The organism is Oribacterium sp. oral taxon 078 str. F0262 (assembly GCF_000160135.1).
GTDB lineage: Bacteria > Bacillota > Clostridia > Lachnospirales > Lachnospiraceae > Oribacterium.
The window spans coordinates 597,180-616,378 of the sequence record NZ_GG729934.1 but is presented as its reverse complement, the minus strand read 5'-3'; the positions used below and the strand labels follow the sequence as shown (position 1 = coordinate 616,378).

The window sequence follows — 19,199 nt, the reverse complement described above, 5'->3', positions numbered from 1 at the left end:
ACAATAGGGAAGACTTAAATTAGACACATAATACATTGTGTTTTAATTTTGGCCGGGTGTCAAACACGCAATGCCAAGGATTCTTTAACTTGAGAAAATATGCTTGAACTGTGAGCGCTTTAAGAGGGAGACAGGAGAGGATATGCGGTTTCAAGAGAGAATTTTTGTGTGACAAGTCGGGAAGGCAGATTAAATTATAATTAAGTTGAAATTTAAGTTAGGCGAGTATAAACTTAATTTAATAACAAAATTGGAATTGAATTTAAGCATAAAACAGTATCTCAAGACAGGAGGCAAGATAAAGCGAAAGCCAATTGCAAAAGGCATTTTCAGAAGGAGGAAAGAACATGAAAAAACAAGAGTTCATTGCAGCAGCTCTGACGGCGTTCATTGCAGCTTCTCTTGCGGCATGCGGATCTGCTTCACCCGCCACGTCAGGGACATCCGCTTCCGGAGCTTCAAGTGCCGGGGGAACGGCAGCGCCGGTATCCATGGATCAGATCAATCTGGGAACGGATTATACGGACATTAAGGCGAATCTGAAGTTCATCACACACAGAACAGATCTGCTTGACACGGATTTTGCGGAGTACATCAAGGATTTCCAGAAGATGTACCCGAATGTCAGTATTGAATATGAAGGAATCACGAACTATGTAGATGACTTCACTACCCGCCTTTCCACGGGAGACTGGGGAGATATCTGCATGATTCCGACAACCATTTCCAAGTCGGATCTGGGGGAATACTTCATTTCGTATGGTACTGAGGATACCTTGCGAAAGAAGTACACGCTGCTGGATAACTTTACCTATAATGGACAGTCCTATGGGATGCCGTCCATGGCAAACCTCAGCGGTGTGGTCTATAACAAGAAAGTGTTCAGCGACGCAGGGATTACGACGGCTCCTGTGACACCGGATGAATTTATGGAGGATCTTCAGAAGATCAAGGACAAGACAGATGCGGTCCCTCTGTATACAAATTTTGCAGCAGGATGGACGATGACGGCATGGGATGCTTATATTGACGGTACGGCAACCGGAGATCCGAACTTTACCAATGCGGGTCTGGATGAAGGAAAGAATCCGTTCAGTGATAGAGGTGACGGCACCGGCCCGTACGCAGTATACAACACCCTTTATGAAGCGGTCTCCAAGAAGCTTACGGAGGATGACCCGACCACAACAGACTGGGAAGGCAGCAAAGGGATGCTGAACAGCGGGAAGATCGGATGTATGTTCCTTGGATCCTGGGCAATCCCGCAGATGAAGTCTGCCGGAAAGAATGCGGATGAGATTGCATATATGCCTTTTCCGATCAGCGTGAACGGTATTCAGTATGCCGTAGAAGCGCCGGATTATTGCTACGGAATCAATAAGAACAGCTCCAAGGACAATCAGATCGCGGCTATCTGCTACGTGAAATATCTGATGGAGAAATCCGGGTATGCAGTGGCACAAGGCGGGATGGATTGTATTGCAGGCGCCGAGATGCCGGATTTCCTGAAGGATTTCGAATCGGACAAGATCAGAATCATTGTGAATGAAGCGGCTCCGGCAGGAAAAGAAACTCTGCACAATGATATCAACAACGATTCTGAGCTTGGGCTGAATGTTTCCGGCGCATGTGCAAAAGCGGTTGTTCAGAATGCAGTCAGCGGTGGAGAATCCATGAAGGATCTCGCGGATGAATGGAATAAGGCATGGGCATCGGCTCAGGAATCGAATGGAGTTACTCCTGCGGATTATACGCCGGTTCCCGCTGCAGCATCATCGATAGCCGGTAATTAGGACGTTTCCGTTCTCAGCGTCAGCTTCGCAAGCTGACGCTGAGAGAAATATCAAGGGAAAGGAGCTGTTTCCATGGAGGACAATAAGAATTCCGTCCGGCGCAGAAGCTGGTTTATGACTACCAGGGGAAGCCGGAGACTCGTAATGATCACTTTTATGGCTTTCCCCCTTCTGCTTCTTTTGGTATTTACTTATTTTCCTTTTTTCAAGATGGTTCAGTTCAGCTTTTATGATATGGGCTATATCGGGAAAAGGGAGTTCGTCGGACTTCGAAATTACAGAGACGTATTTACCAGGGGCGACTGCTTTCGCGCATTGAAGCTGAGTCTGTATTACCTGATTGGTGCATTTGTTCAGCTGGGACTGGCTCTGTTCTTTGCTTCAATTCTAAGTCAGAAGATGAAGGGCTCCGGTGTGTTTAAAGGACTGCTGTTTTTCCCGTTTTTGGTGTGCGGAATTGCGGTAGGCTTCATCTTCAAGTTTTTTTACACGAGAGGCTTCGTATTTGATACGGTTCTGCAGTGCTGTGGCTTGCAGCTGGACAAGCTTCCGTACTGGCTGAGAGATACGAAGATTAATAATATATCACTGGCGGCAAGCTCTATCTGGCGGTACATGGGTCAGAATATGGTTCTGTTCATCGGCGCAATCACTTCTGTGGACAGCGAACTGTATGAAGCGGCGGCTATCGATGGCGCGAATGGATGGCAGAAATTCAGATATATTACCTTTCCGGGCATCAAAACCATAGTTGTTCTGAATCTGATCCTGTCCATTTCGGGATCACTGAGCGTATTTGAACCGCCTTATGTAACTACCGGCGGTGAATTCGGAACAGCGACCTATTTTGTCGTGATGGATAAACTGGCACATGCCAGCCAGAAGGTGGGTCTTGCCTCCGCTATGGCGGTTGTACTGATGATCTTGATTCTCATTGTCACGGGGATTCAGAAATGGGTGGAGTGGTATTTTCTCGGCACATCCGGTTGTGATGCACAGATTGAGATTAAGCGGAGAAAGAAACGCGCGGAAGCAGAGCGCGCAGCAAAAGAAATGTCATCCGGGAAAGGAGCGGTATAAGATGAACAAAAATACAACGGCTGTTGTCAAGAAAACGGTTTGGACGATCGTAAAGTACATCCTTCTTGTATTTGTATCATTCTGTGCCGTCCTCCCGCTGATCAGCTGTATTTTTACCGCGCTTAAGACGCCGGAGGAGTATGCATCCACCAGCGTCATGACACTCCCGTCCCACTGGGCTTATTTTCAGAACTTTATTGACGCCTGGAAGCAGGCAAATATGGCTCTGGCCTTCCGGAATTCTCTGTTTATTCTGGTTTTTGTTCTTTTCGGATCGATCATGAGCGGATCCATGCTTGCCTATGTGCTCAGCAGGTTTAAGTTCAAGGGAAATGGAATCATCCGGGCGCTGTTCCTCTTTGCTTCCTTGCTTCCGGGCATCGCCATGCAGGTTTCTGTCTATCAGATTATGTATACCCTGGGGTGGATCAACAGTCTTCCTGGATATAGCATCCTGATGTGCGGGACAGATGTTATCTCTATCTATATCTTTATTCAGTATTTTGAAAATCTGTCGCCGGCGCTGGATGAGGCGGCCATCATGGATGGCTGCACTTACTTTGGCGTATTCTTCCGCATTTTGTTTCCGCTCCTGAAGCCGGCAATCATTACCGTAATGATTCTGAAGGGTGTGGGCACCTACAATGAATATTATATGGCAAACCTTTACCTGCAGGACAAGAACAAATATGTCACGGTGGCTACCTCGCTGTTTAAATTCACAGGGCCGCTGGGAAATCAGTACAACTACATCTGCGCGGGCGTTATCATTACAATGCTCCCGGCGCTGATTATCTTTATTCTCTGCCAGAAACAGATATACAGCGGACTGGCACAGGGAGCAGTAAAGGGTTAAGGAAAAGCTTTCAAGGATTAGGCTTAAGCCGGACGTGCTGCCGCAGTGGATATTGAAGTATGCAGCACCGTCCATAAAGATGAGAAAATGAGGACTTCAATTATGAGCGTAAAGATCATCGGAGCGAATGTACCCAATATGCCCTGGCAGGATCGTCCTGCCTCAGACGAGAGCGGACTTCCGCTCTGGAGATATAGTGAGAATCCAATCATCGGACGCAGCCCGGCAAAGGGAGTTGCGCGGATTTTCAACAGCGCAGTTATTCCCTACAAGGATGCATTTATCGGAGTTTTCCGCGGCGAGCAGACGGACGGCGTCCCCTATATTTATCTGGGAGAAAGCAAGGATGCCATTCACTGGAGCTTCAGGCCCGACAAAATCCGCTTTGTAAAGGAAGACGGAGAGGCATTCATGCCGAACTATGCGTATGACCCTCGCCTGGTAAAGATTGAGGATGTCTATTATATCATCTGGTGTCAGGATTTCTATGGAGCATCAATCGGAATGGCAAAGACAGCGGACTTCCGGACATTTACTCGACTGGAAAATCCATTGATTCCCTTCAACCGGAATGCTGTGCTGTTCCCCAGAAAAATAAACGGAAAATTCATGATGCTTTCCCGTCCGAGTGATTCCGGACATACTCCCTTCGGAGATATTTTCCTTTCGGAAAGTCCGGACATGGAATATTGGGGACATCATCGTCATGTGATGAGCAATGCAAGCGGCAACTGGTGGGAGAACGTCAAGATCGGAGGAGGCGCCGCGCCGATTGAAACCAGCGAGGGATGGCTTTTGTTCTATCATGGCGTGACCAATACCTGCAATGGCTATGTGTACAGCATCGGTGCAGCCATTCTGGACAGGGATCATCCATCCCGTGTGAAATACCGCTGTCGGACATTCCTTCTTACACCGCAGGAGTGGTACGAGGAGAGAGGATTTGTTCCGAATGTAACCTTCCCCTGTGCAACGATTCATGATGCACAGAGCGGGCGCATCGCTGTTTATTATGGCTGCGCGGACACCTATGTGGGAACGGCGTTCACCACAGTGGAGGAGCTTGTAGATTATATCAGGGCAAATAATCAGATATCGGAAATGGATGCAGAGGAAGGGGTCCGCTGACAAAAGGAGAAAATCATGTTTGCGGAGGAAGTAAAGAAGCATCTGGCGACAAAAATACTTCCCTTCTGGGAGGGACTGATCGACCGGGAGAATGGCGGCTATATCGGCTTTGTCGGGCGAGATCTTGTGCGGGACCCGAAGGCGGAAAAGGGATGTATCCTGAACAGCAGGATTCTCTGGTTTTTTTCCAGCTGCTGCCTTGGGCTGAAGGATCCTTCGATTCTGCCATACGCAGATCATGCCTGGAAGTTCCTGCGGGATCACTGCTATGACAGGGTAAATGGCGGTGTATTCTGGTTTCTGAGCTTCGACGGAAGGCCGCTGGATACGACAAAACACACATATAATCAGGCGTTTGCCATTTATGCTCTGTCTGCATATTATCGGGCCAGCGGAAACCGGGAGTCACTGGCTATGGCTATGGAACTCTATCAGCTGGTGGAAAGCAGGATGAAGGATGAATTCGGATATCTGGAGGCGTTTGATCGGACTTTTCATCCGGTATCGAATGAAAAGCTTTCCGAAAATGGAGTTATGGCAGAGAAAACCATGAATACTCTTCTTCATGTCCTGGAGGGATATTCCGGACTGTGTGAGGCCAATGAGGATGAGGCAGTGAAAAACAGCATCCGGTGGATCCTGGATATTTTTGCCGCTCATATCTACAATCCGGATCAGGGCAGGCAGGAGGTTTTCTTTGACAGAGGGTGGAATTCCCTGATAGATCTCTGCTCCTATGGACATGATATTGAATCCTCTTGGCTTCTGGACCGCAGCCTGGACATTCTGAAGGATCCGATCTATCGCTCCAAAATTGCGCCCATCACAGTGATCCTTGCGGAAAATATCTACAAACGGGCCTATAGCGATCATTCGGTATTCAATGAATGCGAACGGGGAAGGATTGATGCAACACGTGTCTGGTGGGTTCAGGCAGAAAGCATTGTGGGATTTTTAAATCTCTGGCAGAAGAAAGCGGAGTGCTTTGAGTATCGAAGGGCAGCGGAGGAGATATGGTCCTATATTCAGACCTATCTGGTAGATCATAGAAAGGGAGGGGAATGGTTCTGGGCAGTTCATGCAGACCATACGCCGACAGAGCAGCCGATTGTAGAGCCGTGGAAATGTCCGTATCATAACGGACGCATGTGTCTGGAGGTTCTCACTCGCCTGGAGAATGAGCAGTAGCAGCTGGCTTTCAGAAAGCGATTGCATGATACGGAAAGAGGGGAAACAGGATGCATCCCAGATATTATGTGGAAAAAGAAAAAACAGACCGGCTGATATTCCGGAAAAATCAGAAAACGGATTTTTACAACGGCATCTACAGCCGTTACCAGTATCCGATCCTGACCAGAGAGTCTATTCCGGTTGAGTGGAGATACGATCTGGACGAAAGAACGAATCCGTATTTCATGGAGAGGCTCGGCGTCAATGCTGTTATGAACAGCGGCGCAATTTACCTGAATGGAAAGTATTGTCTGGTCTGCCGTGTGGAAGGAAATGATCGGAAGTCCTTTTTTGCTGTGGCAGAAAGTGAGAGTCCTGTGGATGGGTTTCGTTTTCGGGATGAACCGCTAATCCTTCCGGACACCTGCCCGGATGAAAGCAATGTGTATGATATGCGTCTGACCAGGCATGAGGATGGATGGATTTACGGAGTATTCTGTTCTGAAAGTAAGGATAAGGGGAATGAGGACTTGTCTGCCGCGGTTGCAGAGGCCGGGATCGTACGTACCAAGGACATGGAGAAGTGGGAGCGCCTGGACAATCTGAAGACTCTTCAGTCTCCGCAGCAGCGAAATGTCGTTCTGCACCCGGAGTTTGTGGATAAAAAATATGCCTTCTACACCCGCCCGATGGACAACTTCATCGAAACCGGAAGCGGCGGCGGGATCGGCTTTGGCCTGTGCGATGATATCTGTCATGCGGTTGTCAAGGAGGAAAAGATCATCAGCAGGAGAATTTATCATACGCTGACAGAATCCAAAAACGGATGCGGAGCGGTCCCGATCCGCGGCAGAAAGTGCTGGATTCATATTGCCCACGGCGTGCGGAACACGGCGGCGGGTCTTCGCTACGTCCTGTATGCCTTTGGCACGGATCTTAAGGATCCGTCGAGGGTCATTGCGAAACCCTCCGGCGTCTTTCTGGTACCTCTGGGAGGAGAGCGAGTTGGAGATGTCTCCAATGTCGTGTTTACGAACGGAGCCATCGCCAGAGAGAATGGTGACGTCTATCTTTACTATGCATCGTCGGACACACGTATGCATGTCGCCTTAACGACAATAGACCGGCTGGAGGATTATCTGTTTCGGACACCGGAGGATCCGCTTCGTTCAGCGGATTGTGTGCGTCAGCGATGCGAGCTGATTCGACATAACCGGGAGATCCTCAAGGCTCAGAAAAGCATGGATTCGCAGCTGAAGCAGGGGAATACAGGCATTGCATCAGAGACGGACGCGCCTTCCTTCGCGGCTTGGGAGCATCGGATTTAGTTCAGGGAAAAGGGATCAGCTTCTTATGAAAAGAATAGATGCAGACAATAATCATCTGGTCTACAGCGGACGAATTGACTTCAGAGATCCGAAGTCTCCTGTTTTTGTGTATCCGTGTACCAATGTGCGGATGCGGTTTCGCGGAGACAGGCTGAAGATCCTGCTAAGAAACAGGCATGAATACTGGAAAAATTTTGCCGGGATACTGGCAGACGGAAAACAGATGAAATTCTCCCTGAATGAAACCGGCGAAACGGTTCTTGAGATTCCTCTGGACGAGCAGAGAGAGGAACATGAGGTTATGCTGTTCAAACGGCAGGACGGGTGCCATTATTTTGCTTTTCAGGGCATCTGGCTCGATGAGAATGCAGAGCTTCTGGCAGCGCCGGAGCTTCCGGGGCGGAGAATCGAGGTATTTGGAGATTCTGTTTCGGCCGGAGAGCTGTCGGAGGCGGTGGATTATACAGGAAAGGAAGATCCGCAGCACGAGGGAGAATACTCGAACAGCTGGTATTCATATTCCTGGACGACGGCACGGCTGCTTGGCGCAGAGCTTCATGATATCGCACAGGGCGGCATGGCCTTGCTGGATGGAAGCGGCTGGTATCATGAACCGGATGCGGAGGGTATGGTCTCCGTGTGGGATAAGATCGAATACAATCCTGTTCTTGGTGAAATTGTTCCCTGGGATTTTTCCAAATGGATTCCGGATGTGGTGATCGTGGCACTGGGGCAGAATGACAGTCATCCGATTGATTATATGGCGGAGCATCCGGACGGGCCGAAGGCGCAGGCATGGAAAGACGGTTATTATCATTTTTTGGAAAAGCTCCGGAAGGTTTATCCAAAGGCGCAGATCGTCTGCATCACGACACTTCTGATGCATGATCCTGCCTGGGATCGCGCGATCACAGAGGCAGTGGATCGATTCCGGTCCGACAATAAGGATGAGAAGCTGACGCAGTATCTTTTCCGCAGGAACGGATGCGGTACGCCGGGACATCTGCGGATTACAGAGGGACGCGAGATGGCGGAGGAGCTGGCCCGGTACCTGGAGAAGCTTTCCATTCGGGGATGGTAGTACACAAAACAGAGAAAAGCGCAGCATATTCAGAAAAAATGCAGTAAATGAAAAACAGCTGAAGAGGGAGAAAAAATGCAGGCAGATGATACAAGGCTGATCAGATGTATGGAAAGAGCGTCCCAAGGAAAGTCCCTGACGATTGGTTTTTTTGGCGGATCCATCACGCAGGACAGTCTGGCCTCTGTACACGAAAAATGCTATGCGTATCGTACTTATCTTTGGTGGAAGGAAAACTTCCCTAAAGCGGATATTCATTATGTAAATGCCGGAATCGGGGGCACAGACTCTCTGTATGGGGTATCCAGGGTGACGGGCGATATGCTGATCTATCAGCCGAATCTTGTGTTCATAGATTTCAGTGTCAATGATAAGCCGACGAATTTTTTTCGTGAAAGCTATGAGGGATTGATCAGGAGAGTGCTGAATTTCCCGTCCTTTCCCGCTGTGGTATTGCTTCATAATGTCCGCTATGACAATGGACTGACCGCGGAACCGCAGCATGGAGAAATCGGTGATTATTATCGGCTTCCCCGTGTGAGTATCCGCGATACGGTTTATCAAAGAGTGCAAAATCAGGAGCTCCGGATGGAGGATATTTCACCGGACGGTCTTCATCCGAATGACCGGGGGCATGGCCTGATTGCGAAGGAAATCATTCGCCTGCTGGAATCTGTTTTTGACAGCTGGAAGAATCAAAAGTCTGCGTCACAACCTCTCTGTGAGGGGAAAAATGTCGAAGCGGCAGGGGAAGAAAATCGTCTGATGGATACGGTTAAGGTGGATGCTCTGCCCCATCCGATTACCGAAAATGCTTATCAGGGGGCAAAACGTCTTACGATTGCCAATGCGCTGCCAAAGCTGGACGGATTTCTTGCGGATCCCCATGAGAAGCTGGGCCATCTGGATCATTTCAAAAACGGCTGGATCGGAAGGAGGGGCGGAGATACGATAAGCTTCTCTGTGGAGGCATCCTGCATTGCTGTACAGTATCGAAAATCGGTCTGCCATCCTGCCAGAAGAGCGGAGCTTGTGCTGGATCAGGATACGGCGCATCCGATTCTGCTGGACGGAAATTTCGATGAGGAATGGGGGGACTGTCTCTATCTTGAGAGTATCCTGCATCATGGAAAGAGGGGAACGCATACTGTGCAGATACGAGTGCTGCCGGAATACGGCGAAGAAAGCATCAGCTATGTGCCCTTTTATCTGCTGTCGTTGATAAGCGCCTGATGTCACTGCGGATCGCCTTATATCAGAGGCAAAGAAGGGAGGAGCCTGCACGATGAACGCAAAGGAAAAATACAGATATTGGTTGAATAGTCCTGATATAGATGAGGATACAAAGGCGGAATTACGTTCGATCGAAGGGAATGATAAGGAGATCGAGGACCGCTTTTACCGGGAGCTGGAATTCGGAACCGGGGGACTGCGGGGAGTGATGGGAGCCGGCAGCAATCGCATGAACCGATATACGGTTCGGAAAGCTGCGCAGGGACTGGCGAATTATATTAAGAAGCAGAATACATCCGGGAAGGGTGTGGCCATTGCTTATGATTCGCGTTTACATTCACAGGAATTTGCGGAAGATGCGGCGCTCTGCCTTGCGGCCAATCAGATACCGGCGTATGTCTTTCCCTCTCTTCGCCCTACACCGATGCTTTCCTTTGCCGTCAGAAAGCTGGGATGTACGGCAGGGATTGTCATAACGGCCAGCCACAATCCGAGAGAGTACAATGGGTATAAAGTTTACTGGGAGGATGGCGCGCAGATCACACCGCCCCGTGATGCGGAAATCATTGCAGAGGTCAATGCGGTCACGGATTTTGCCGAGGCGCTTAGCATGACAAAGGAAGCTGCGCTGGCGGAGGATCTCTATCATGTAATCGGATCGGAAGTCGATGATCAGTACATGGAAGCGGTAAAATCATTGGTGATCCATCCGGAGACAATCCGTGAGCAGGCAGACCGGCTCAGGATTGTCTACACTCCGCTGCATGGAAGCGGGAATCTCTGGGTCAGGCGCATCTTAAAAGAACTTGGCTTTCATCATGTATATGTGGTAGAGGAGCAGGAGCTTCCCGACGGAAGCTTCCCGACGCTGTCCTATCCCAATCCCGAGGATCCCAAGGCATTTGAGCTTGCACTGAAGCTGTCTGAGGAAAAAGATGCGGATCTCGTCCTTGCCACAGATCCGGACGCAGACAGACTTGGAATTTATGTGAAGGACAGAACAGACGGCAAGTATAAAAGCTTCACCGGAAACATGACCGGTATCCTTTTGCTGGACTACATTCTCTCTCAGAGAAAGTCGGCCGGAACACTTCCCTTAGACGGAGCTGTCGTGACAACCATTGTTTCCGGAAAAATGAGCGCACCGCTGTCCGCGGATTATGGGATGAGCCGGATTGAGACGCTGACCGGATTCAAATATATCGGAGAACAGATCAAATTCTTTGAGCAAACTCATCAGCATCACTTTGTGTTTGGCTATGAGGAAAGCTATGGCTGTCTGCTTGGCACCTGCGTAAGGGACAAGGATGCCGTAATGGCCGTAATGGCGCTTTGTGACGCGGCTGCCTGGGATATGCATTGCGGCAGAACGCTTCTGGATCATATGCGGGAGCTTTTTAATCGATATGGCTGGTACCGTGAGAAGCTTGTTCCGGTGACCCTGAAGGGGGCGGAGGGGGCAGAGAAGATCCGATCCATGATGGATGCCGTTCGTTCCTCTGTGCCGGAAATGCTTGGAGGACGACGTGTACTGGAGTTTCGGGATTACAAAGAGGGACGCATTCAAAATATGGAGACGGGAGAAGAGAATGAGATTGATCTTCCCCAATCCAATGTCCTGTATTTTCGCATGGAGGGCGATTCCTGGTGCTGTATCAGACCCTCCGGCACAGAACCAAAGATCAAATTCTATATCGGCGTGTGTGGAGAGAGTCAGGAAGATGCAGCTGCGCAGCTGGGCAGTCTGACTGCCGCGATAGAGCAGTTGGCAGAGTGAAAAAATGCGAAAAGAATGACAAAAGCAGGAATAATAGGAATAATAAGAAAAGCAGAGAAGAAATAAAGAGCGAGGATGGGTGGGAATATGAGCATTCTGAAATTAAAACCGGCCTGCAAGGATTATCTGTGGGGCGGCCGCAGGCTGGTGGAAGAATATGGAAAGGAATATGTCGGAGAAACGCTGGCAGAGACATGGGAGCTTTCCTGTCATCCGGATGGCCCATCCGTCATCTTCAATGGGAAATATGCCGGGAAGACACTGGAGGAATATATCGAAAAAGAAGGTAGAGGGATTTTGGGAACCCACTGCCGCCGCTTCCGGGAGTTTCCGGTTCTCATCAAATTTATCGATGCGAATAAGGATCTCTCCATCCAGGTCCATCCGGATAATCGCTTTGCCCTGAAAAATGAGGGACAGTACGGGAAGACAGAAATGTGGTATGTCATGGATACGGAGCCCGGAGCTTTTCTCTACTATGGATTCAAGAAGGAGATCAGCAGAGAAGAGTTCCGGAGGAGAATCAATGACAATACCTTGACAGAGGTTTTGAACAGCGTTTCGGTTAAAAAGGGAGATACCTTCTTTATAGAAGCCGGAACTATTCATGCGATTGGCAAGGGCATCCTGCTTGCGGAGATCCAGCAGAATTCCAATGTGACCTACCGTGTTTATGATTACGGAAGAGTCGGAAATGACGGAAAAAAGCGAGAGCTTCATATTGAGAAGGCACTTGCCGTTGCCGGAAGGCTTCCGATTCAGAATCGGGATCATGGATATCCCCATGTGGCAGACTGCGATTATTTCACTGTGGATCAGTTATTCCTCGACGGTAAATTCATGAGAAGCATGACCGGAGTCGTGTCCGGGGATTCCTTTCTCAGCCTATTGTTTTTGGAAGGAAGCGGAATGGTTTCTTGTCTTGATGAGAAAGAAGGCTGTGGAGCTGAGGAGGATAGGCATACTGCATTCCGAAAGGGGGACAGTCTGTTTCTTCCGGCAGGTACAGGCAGATATGAAATTTCCGGCACCTGTCATGTGCTGCTGACAACGATCCGAAATTAAATAGCTCCGCTTCGTGTCGGTAGGGCTGCATTGATGGAAAGATAAAAGGATGGAAAATGATAAAAGGATGGAATAAGAAGAGACTCTTTGCCCCCGCCGGGCAATACTGTTGCAATCCTTTTCGATCTTTGCTATAGTCCCGATATAAATTTTCCTGGGGAGGCAAGGTTTCCCGGGGATGCAGGCGGAAAATCACAGAAATCATCCGATGCCGCTGATATAGTTCCATAAAAAGCAAGTTGCTTTGCAAAAGCAGGGAAATGGATTTGCCATGAAAAAATTCCTGTTTCAATATCCTCTTGCGGCCAGTATCGTTTTGACGGAAGCGGCGGGGACGCTGGGGATATTTTTTTACACACTGATCAGAGATTTTGTCCGGGGATCCGTATCGGACTTATCCGCGGAGCCGGTAATGGCAGCGATTCCGGCGGCTGCTCTCATCAGCGCTCTCCTTTTTTATCCGCTGGTTCTGACAATATGTGAGGCGGTATTTTTGTTTTTGGAGGCAAGGAAGCGCCATGTGGAAGCCGCGTGGCATTTTGATCAGGCGGCGATCTGGTACGGACTTTTTCTGGAAGTTCTCTATGCCGCACTGATGAAAGAGATCACGGGGGCAGACTGGCAGGTACAGCTCTCGAATGGAGAAACGCATACTCCGATCTATTCCGCTGCGGCTCCCACCATTATCGTGATCTTCCTGCTTGCCTTGGCGGGGTATTATTATCTTAGCTTCCAGCCGATGGAGAAGATGCCGCCTCTTCTCATCGTTCTTTCCATGTCTGCCATGTATCTTGGGATGACGGGACTGATTGTGTTTACCGTACAGATCATGGGGAGGGAGAGGGAGGATCTGATTCTCCTGATTTATCCGATCTGTATCGCCCTCGTCATTGCAAGGACGATCCTCCGCAAGGTCCATGCGTGGCCGGAGCTGCCGATGGAGAAGCGAAGAATCCGGGAAAATGCGTTTCTTCAAAGGATCGACCATCTTTTGTCTGACTCCGGATTCTGGCCGATCTATGCTTTGCTCCTTATGCTGCCGCTTCTTGGAATTTTAATTGCGGTCCTTGTGCTGTTCGGACAGGCGCCGGATTCTATTGTAAAGGCATGGACCGAGACCAGTGACTGGGCATTGTCAGCGAAAGAGGCACCGCAGAATATCTATTACGATGAACATTATCTTTGTACGGTGGCGGCAGGCGGACACCGGAATGTGGTAAAACCGATCCGAAAGGGCGTCCGGCACGGACATGTGGTCATCGTAAACCGGCAGCTTTGTGTGGCGAATGCCTTTGAGCAGCTTCTGGAGGAGAGAACGCCACGCCTCCACAGAGCGCTCAGGGCCTTTTATGACCGATACGGCTTCCCAATCGCCAGGCTGATCCGCAGCAAATGGGCAGCCGACTTCGTCTATTTTCTCATGAAGCCGCTCGAGTGGCTCTTTGTCGCTTTTTTGTATCTTGTGGAGGTTCATCCGGAGAACCGAATCGCGGTGCAGTATATGGGGAAGCTCCCGGAATACAAAAAGCAGCTGCCTGCACTCCACGGTACAAGGGAGATCGGGATCAAAATCAGGGAGCCTCTGTAAAAGAGCGAAGGAATAGGAAGATAAAAGGGGACAGGTTCTGTCTCATTCGGGGAAACGGGGGATTTGCTCGCTTTGTGTCCTGTTTTCCTCTGCCCGTCTATGCTATTTTGCATCCGGAGGCAAAGAGGTACCTGCCTCTGATGATGTCTCAGCTGTCTGGGAAGGCATGAACTTGCAGGAGGATCTTAGATGGATCAACAAAAAATCGGGGCTCTTCTGAAAGAGCTTCGGAGGCAGAGGGCCGTGACCCAGGAGCAGCTTGCGGAGATGCTGAATGTATCACGCCGCACAGTTTCTCGCTGGGAAACCGGCAGCAATATGCCGGACTTGGATATCCTTATCGAAATAGCGGATTACTATGAGATCGATATCCGGGAATTATTGGATGGTGAAAGGAGAAGCGGGCAAATGGAAGAAGAAATGAAGGAAACCGTATGGAAGATGCTGGATTACAGCAATGAGAAGAAGCTGAAGTATATGAGGCGTCTGCACGGATGCTATATTGCGGCGCTGATCTCTTTTCTTATCTATCTTGTGACGCTGTTTCTGAAGCCGGGAACGCCAAATGGGTTCTTTGACTTTGTGCAGGGACTTACGCTGGGGATTTCCTTCGGGATGATTGTCGTTGGTGTCTTGATGACAGGGAAGCATGGGCAGAAGCTCCGTGCGCTGAAAATGCGTTTACTGAAAAAGCAGGGACTGATGCAGTGAGCTTCATGCCGGAAGTGTAGCTCGTGCACGCTCTGAGTCCGCCTGACAGCAGACTTCTGTGCACCTCTGTGCATAAGATCGGAGGCAAATTTCCTTGAAATGCTGAAGGAGCTTGTGATACTATAGTCGTAACGGGCGCGGCTGATCGATTATAATAATCAGGCAAAGAGGATCGCCGATAAGTCACGTAAGTGCGAAGCCGAATCTAAGAGAAGGATCGTCCGGATCCATAGGGAAGAGGGAGGGAAGAACTGATGTCGGTATTATTCAGCGGGGCAAATCTTTTTCCTGCATTTGCCTTTATCACAGTCCGATCCGTACAATATGGCGGCTCAGCGCAGGCACTTTTGCCTCTGGCTTTCCTTATGAACTTAATCAGCTTTTTTCTCTATGGAATTGACAAGTATAAGGCAGTCCATAAGAGATGGAGGATTCCGGAGCAGATTCTCCTCCTTTCGGCTTTCCTGGGCGGGGCGGCAGGAGCTCTCATTGGGATGCTTCTGTTCCGCCATAAAACCCGGAAATGGAAATTCCGGATTCTGGTGCCGGCAGCGTGTCTTCTATGGGCTCTGCTGATCGTATTTTTGGGAGGACAGGGAAGCGAGGTGGAAGAAGATAAATTTCCAAAGATGGATCTGCGCTCGGAATCCATCGTCGACGGAAGGCTGAAGACGGTCTGTGCGGCGGCACACAGCCCGAACCGTCCCGAGGGAGAGAATAAGAACCCCGAGCTGATGTGGGAGGAGGTCCCGGGTGCGGAGTATTATGCTGTGATTATGGTGGATCGATCTGCCCGAAACTGGCTCCACATGTTTACGAGCGGCGCGTGGACTACAGAGCTTTCGGAGGCTTCTCTCGGGGAGGATGCTTATGTGGGACCATATCCGCCACCGGGAACGGGAGAGCATGAGTATAAGATTTATGTCTATGCGCTGGAGAGGGACCCGTCCGGCATAAAAGTCGGCATGGATGCTCCATGTAATTTTCGCCGTCTTGAGGCAGAGCTTGACCGCTGCGGAGTTCTTGCGAGAGGCAGCATTACGGGAAAGTACGGGCATGGAGACGAGAATCAATGAGGAGGGGAAGCCGACGGGAAAAAGATTGACAACTATGTCCCGGACCAATTCAGATATACTTACAGCTTCGAAAAGAAGATTTCGTGAATAAAGACGCATTCGCAGGCTGTCCCGTCTGAGCGCGGGACAGCCTGTTTCTTTCCCTTCATGGGCGGGCTGTGCTATGATGTTCAGTGCATCTAAGCGGGGAGGATCTTATGGAAGAGGGGCAAAGCGGACAGCGGAGGGATTTTTGGACAGTCCTGGATGCGGGATATGAGGATGCGAAGATCATAATGGCAGATGGCAGGATCCCCTGCGCCGTGGCCGTGATGACGAAAAAGCCGTCATCGCGGAGGAACGGGGATTTTAGAGAAGAAAGTACTGTGAGAAGTCCTGTGGGACAGATAGAAGTCGCTGTGAAGAGCTCCGGCTCACAGTGGGCGAGATAGTTTATAGTGCAGCAGGACAGCATTTGGAGGGAATATGTTCAAGATCTTTGAAAAATTTCGGAAAAAGCCTGAGGATACGGAGAATCATCCGCCGGGGGATACCGGCAGTTCGTCGGGGCGTTTCACCATGATGCCGGAGGGGATGGAGAGAGGCGAGCAGGAGACCCTGCTCTTCTTTGGAAATGTGCATGGGACGGCGCGGGCAGGGGAAAAGGTCTCCTGGCTCTGTCCGGATGGAAGAGTTGTACACGCAGATCTTACGCATGTTTATGATAAAAAGAAGAGGGAGCGTTCCTTTGTCAGAGATCAGAAGGCTTATCTTGCTGTCTCCGTTCCGGAGGGAACCGTTTCGGATTGGAAGTACAGCATCGTCAGCGATATACCCTTTCAGATCGAGGCAAAGGTGAGAGAGGCGGTGGAAAATCCCTATCTTCTCGGACTTTTGTATGAGCTTAAGAGCTGCTCGCAGGAGCAGGAATACAGGAATATTCTTCTCAGGGAGGTCTGTCACGCCCATTATATCATTCCGGTCTATGGGGAGCTCCCGTCCTCTGCCGCGGGGAGCGTCACCCTGGATAAGGGAACGGTTTTTTCCCTGCCGTCACTGGGCTATGAAGGGGGATGCAGGGCGCTTCCCGTCTTTACGGACTGGCCCGCACTCGACCTGTGGAAGGCCGCCTTTTCGAAACATAAGAGGCAGACCATGATATTCAGCTTTCCGGACGCACTGAGCATGAGGAAAGAGGATGCAGTTGTGGTCAATCCCTTCGGCCCGGTGCCGTTCTTTATGGATCCGAAGCTCATCCGATCGGTCGAAAGCAGCAGCGCCTATCAAAGAGACTTCGGAGAGGCAGTGCTGAGAAGGGTAAATTCTGCTTCGGAGAATAAAATCCTTCTGAGCTATCCGGCGATCAATGAGGAGACGGAGGCACTGAGAGAGAGACTTATCCGGTACGGAGAAAGCCATGCGGAGGTGGGGGCCATCTACCTCCTGCTGAAGGATGACGGAGAGGCGAGATCCTATCTTGTGATCGCCGATATTCCGGAAGAGGCGCGGGAAAAGGTGTTTCCGCAGATTTATCGTTGCTGCCGCGATGTGATGCGAACGACCTTCCTGATGGATTTCATCACTTACGAGAAGGCAGATTTTGCAGAGGGGATCATGAAGAGCGGAGGACCTGTCTTTCAGAGGAAATAGCAGCAGTCGCGGCGGGGGAAGGAAGAAGGAGGAGAGTGCCGCCTGTGCGGTCGGGAGATGTGCTTCTGCGAGGGGGGGGGGAGGACTTTATCCCGCGATCGGAGATGAGCTTTTCTGAGGCTGGGATCAGAATCGGACAGGGGCGGAATCCGGCGGGATTTTTTGGAAAATTGCACAAGAAAGTCCCGCCGGATTCATGGAAATAACGAAAATATATGCCGGCTATTGACGGGGCGCGGGAGCGGTGGTTTTTTTGTGAAAAAGTGGAAACCTTTCCACATGGAACGGGTTCCACAGATGCAGAGAAGGAGTATTTGGGTTTTAAAGGAGGAATTTATGAAAAAAAGAGCGATTTCACTGCTTCTCAGCGCTGCTCTTCTTTTGTCTCTGAGCGCCTGCGGCGGCGGAGCGAAGACGGGAGAGGGAAGCTCCGCATCGGGAGGAGAGAAGAGCGGGGAGAGCACTGCTGCGAAGGAAGAGAACGCAAAGAACGGCGCCGCGGCCACAGTGACGATCTGGAGCCCCACGGATCTTGCGGTGATCGAGCAGTGGTGGACGGAGCATATCGACCAGTGGAATAAGGAGCATCCGGACATCCAGGTGAAGAGGGAGGCGATTGACCGCTCCGATTCCTATGCTTATGAGAATAAGATCACCACGGCGATGACCTCCGGGGATCTTCCGGACATTCTCTTTGTCGATGGCCCCACGATCTCCTATTACGCGGAGAATCAGACCATCATCCCGATCGATGACGTCTGGACGGAGGAGGACAAGAAGGATTTTGTCGCCAGCACCGTGCAGCAGGACAGCTACAACGGGCATATGTATGCGATGGGACCGACGGAGTCCTCGGTCGCTCTCTATTACAATTAAGGACTATCTCGATGAGGCCGGGATCCCCTATCCCTCGGACACGGATATCCATCAGGCCTGGACCTGGGATCAGTTCTATGAGAATGCGGAGAAGCTCACGACGAAGGATCATGTCGGAACGAATATCATCATGGATAAGGGGGAGGGGCTGATCTACGCTCTTGAGCCCTTCTTCCTGGAGGCCGGAGCGGAATTTGTGAATAAAGACGGAAGCTCTGCGGACGGCTATGTGAACAGTGAGGCCTCCGTAAAGACCATGGAATATCTGAACCGCTTCATCAAGAACGGCTATGCCAATATCGATCCGGTGAAGGATGAATTCTTAAACGGCAAGGCGGCGACACTGCTCGGAGGCTCCTGGAATGTTCAGGATCTTGAGAAATCGAATCTGAACTGGGGTGTCAGCTATTACCCGGTCTCCAATGACGGGAAAGCGGTATCCCCCACCGGGGACTGGTCCGCCGCCATCACAAAGGACAGCAAAAATCCGGAGGCGGCAAAGGAGGTCCTGAAGTGGTTCATGAACACGGAGAACATCGCGTCCTACGCCGATACGATCTCCAAGCCGACCTCCAGAACTTCTGCCTATGAGCATATGGAGGGCTGGAAGGAGGGAGCGAGAGCACTCTTCCTCTGGCAGCTTCAGAATACCGGTGTAGCCCGGCCCAGAACGCCGTCCTATTCCGTACTGTCTCAGGGCTTCTCGACGGCGATCCTGAATGTCTTTTCCGGCACGGATCCGAAGAAGGAGCTGGACACTGTGGCGGCAGATTTCAAGGAAGACTACGATACCTACTATAAGAAATGA

At 50.4% G+C, this 19,199-nt stretch carries 15 protein-coding genes and 1 pseudogene; all 16 read left to right on the top strand.

All coding sequences use genetic code 11. The features are described 5' to 3' along the window. Positions 1 to 347: 347 nt before the first annotated feature. Positions 348 to 1,793, top strand: a complete 1,446-nt coding sequence (locus tag GCWU000341_RS06515) for an ABC transporter substrate-binding protein (protein WP_050761933.1) — start codon at positions 348 to 350, stop codon at positions 1,791 to 1,793. A gap of 72 nt (positions 1,794 to 1,865) precedes the next feature. Beyond that, a complete protein-coding gene (locus GCWU000341_RS06510; RefSeq protein ID WP_009215052.1) occupies positions 1,866 to 2,873 on the top strand; it encodes a carbohydrate ABC transporter permease in 1,008 nt (335 codons plus the stop codon). A 1-nt stretch (position 2,874) separates the two neighbouring features. After that, on the top strand, positions 2,875 to 3,729 hold the full coding sequence (locus GCWU000341_RS06505) for a carbohydrate ABC transporter permease (protein ID WP_009215051.1): 855 nt from the start codon (positions 2,875 to 2,877) through the stop codon (positions 3,727 to 3,729). A gap of 99 nt (positions 3,730 to 3,828) precedes the next feature. Continuing rightward, complete coding sequence (locus GCWU000341_RS06500) at positions 3,829 to 4,857, top strand: glycoside hydrolase family 130 protein (RefSeq protein WP_155812705.1); 1,029 nt, start codon at positions 3,829 to 3,831, stop codon at positions 4,855 to 4,857. Positions 4,858 to 4,872: 15 nt separating this feature from the next. After that, entirely contained in the window at positions 4,873 to 6,045 is a 1,173-nt protein-coding gene (locus tag GCWU000341_RS06495; RefSeq protein WP_009215049.1) for an AGE family epimerase/isomerase, read from the top strand. A gap of 50 nt (positions 6,046 to 6,095) precedes the next feature. Then, positions 6,096 to 7,355 carry a glycoside hydrolase family 130 protein gene (locus GCWU000341_RS06490; RefSeq protein WP_009215048.1) on the top strand — a complete coding sequence of 420 codons (1,260 nt, stop codon included), beginning with the start codon at positions 6,096 to 6,098 and terminating at the stop codon, positions 7,353 to 7,355. A gap of 25 nt (positions 7,356 to 7,380) precedes the next feature. After that, positions 7,381 to 8,436, top strand: a complete 1,056-nt coding sequence (locus tag GCWU000341_RS06485; RefSeq protein ID WP_009215047.1) for a GDSL-type esterase/lipase family protein — start codon at positions 7,381 to 7,383, stop codon at positions 8,434 to 8,436. A gap of 75 nt (positions 8,437 to 8,511) precedes the next feature. Beyond that, the gene (locus GCWU000341_RS06480) at positions 8,512 to 9,669 is read left to right on the top strand and encodes an SGNH/GDSL hydrolase family protein (RefSeq protein ID WP_009215046.1); all 1,158 of its coding nucleotides are present in this window, start codon (positions 8,512 to 8,514) and stop codon (positions 9,667 to 9,669) included. Between the two features lie 52 nt (positions 9,670 to 9,721). Continuing rightward, complete coding sequence (locus GCWU000341_RS06475; RefSeq protein WP_009215045.1) at positions 9,722 to 11,446, top strand: phospho-sugar mutase; 1,725 nt, start codon at positions 9,722 to 9,724, stop codon at positions 11,444 to 11,446. A gap of 87 nt (positions 11,447 to 11,533) precedes the next feature. Further along, positions 11,534 to 12,511, top strand: coding sequence for a type I phosphomannose isomerase catalytic subunit (locus GCWU000341_RS06470; RefSeq protein ID WP_040653797.1), 978 nt, complete (start codon positions 11,534 to 11,536; stop codon positions 12,509 to 12,511). Positions 12,512 to 12,782: 271 nt separating this feature from the next. Beyond that, positions 12,783 to 14,099 carry a DUF6688 domain-containing protein gene (locus tag GCWU000341_RS06465; RefSeq protein WP_009215042.1) on the top strand — a complete coding sequence of 439 codons (1,317 nt, stop codon included), beginning with the start codon at positions 12,783 to 12,785 and terminating at the stop codon, positions 14,097 to 14,099. Between the two features lie 189 nt (positions 14,100 to 14,288). Beyond that, the gene (locus GCWU000341_RS06460; protein WP_009215041.1) at positions 14,289 to 14,810 is read left to right on the top strand and encodes a helix-turn-helix domain-containing protein; all 522 of its coding nucleotides are present in this window, start codon (positions 14,289 to 14,291) and stop codon (positions 14,808 to 14,810) included. A 254-nt stretch (positions 14,811 to 15,064) separates the two neighbouring features. After that, positions 15,065 to 15,886 (top strand): DUF1294 domain-containing protein, encoded by an 822-nt coding sequence (locus tag GCWU000341_RS14205; protein ID WP_009215040.1) that lies wholly within the window; start codon positions 15,065 to 15,067, stop codon positions 15,884 to 15,886. 197 nt (positions 15,887 to 16,083) lie between these two features. Beyond that, positions 16,084 to 16,317, top strand: a complete 234-nt coding sequence (locus GCWU000341_RS06450) for a hypothetical protein (RefSeq protein WP_009215039.1) — start codon at positions 16,084 to 16,086, stop codon at positions 16,315 to 16,317. A gap of 34 nt (positions 16,318 to 16,351) precedes the next feature. After that, positions 16,352 to 17,515, top strand: a complete 1,164-nt coding sequence (locus tag GCWU000341_RS06445; protein ID WP_009215038.1) for an SseB family protein — start codon at positions 16,352 to 16,354, stop codon at positions 17,513 to 17,515. Positions 17,516 to 17,851: 336 nt separating this feature from the next. Beyond that, positions 17,852 to 19,199, top strand: a pseudogene (locus GCWU000341_RS14330) (ABC transporter substrate-binding protein).

Excerpts from the sequence above, each read along its gene's own strand:
- GCWU000341_RS06515 (WP_050761933.1), top strand. The coding sequence starts at position 348 with ATGAAAAAACAAGAGTTCATTGCAGCAGCTCTGACGGCGTTCATTGCA.
- GCWU000341_RS06510 (WP_009215052.1), top strand. The coding sequence starts at position 1,866 with ATGGAGGACAATAAGAATTCCGTCCGGCGCAGAAGCTGGTTTATGACT.
- GCWU000341_RS06505 (WP_009215051.1), top strand. The coding sequence starts at position 2,875 with ATGAACAAAAATACAACGGCTGTTGTCAAGAAAACGGTTTGGACGATC.
- GCWU000341_RS06495 (WP_009215049.1), top strand. The coding sequence starts at position 4,873 with ATGTTTGCGGAGGAAGTAAAGAAGCATCTGGCGACAAAAATACTTCCC.
- GCWU000341_RS06490 (WP_009215048.1), top strand. The coding sequence starts at position 6,096 with ATGCATCCCAGATATTATGTGGAAAAAGAAAAAACAGACCGGCTGATA.
- GCWU000341_RS06485 (WP_009215047.1), top strand. The coding sequence starts at position 7,381 with ATGAAAAGAATAGATGCAGACAATAATCATCTGGTCTACAGCGGACGA.
- GCWU000341_RS06480 (WP_009215046.1), top strand. The coding sequence starts at position 8,512 with ATGCAGGCAGATGATACAAGGCTGATCAGATGTATGGAAAGAGCGTCC.
- GCWU000341_RS06475 (WP_009215045.1), top strand. The coding sequence starts at position 9,722 with ATGAACGCAAAGGAAAAATACAGATATTGGTTGAATAGTCCTGATATA.
- GCWU000341_RS06470 (WP_040653797.1), top strand. The coding sequence starts at position 11,534 with ATGAGCATTCTGAAATTAAAACCGGCCTGCAAGGATTATCTGTGGGGC.
- GCWU000341_RS06465 (WP_009215042.1), top strand. The coding sequence starts at position 12,783 with ATGAAAAAATTCCTGTTTCAATATCCTCTTGCGGCCAGTATCGTTTTG.
- GCWU000341_RS06460 (WP_009215041.1), top strand. The coding sequence starts at position 14,289 with ATGGATCAACAAAAAATCGGGGCTCTTCTGAAAGAGCTTCGGAGGCAG.
- GCWU000341_RS14205 (WP_009215040.1), top strand. The coding sequence starts at position 15,065 with ATGTCGGTATTATTCAGCGGGGCAAATCTTTTTCCTGCATTTGCCTTT.
- GCWU000341_RS06450 (WP_009215039.1), top strand. The coding sequence starts at position 16,084 with ATGGAAGAGGGGCAAAGCGGACAGCGGAGGGATTTTTGGACAGTCCTG.
- GCWU000341_RS06445 (WP_009215038.1), top strand. The coding sequence starts at position 16,352 with ATGTTCAAGATCTTTGAAAAATTTCGGAAAAAGCCTGAGGATACGGAG.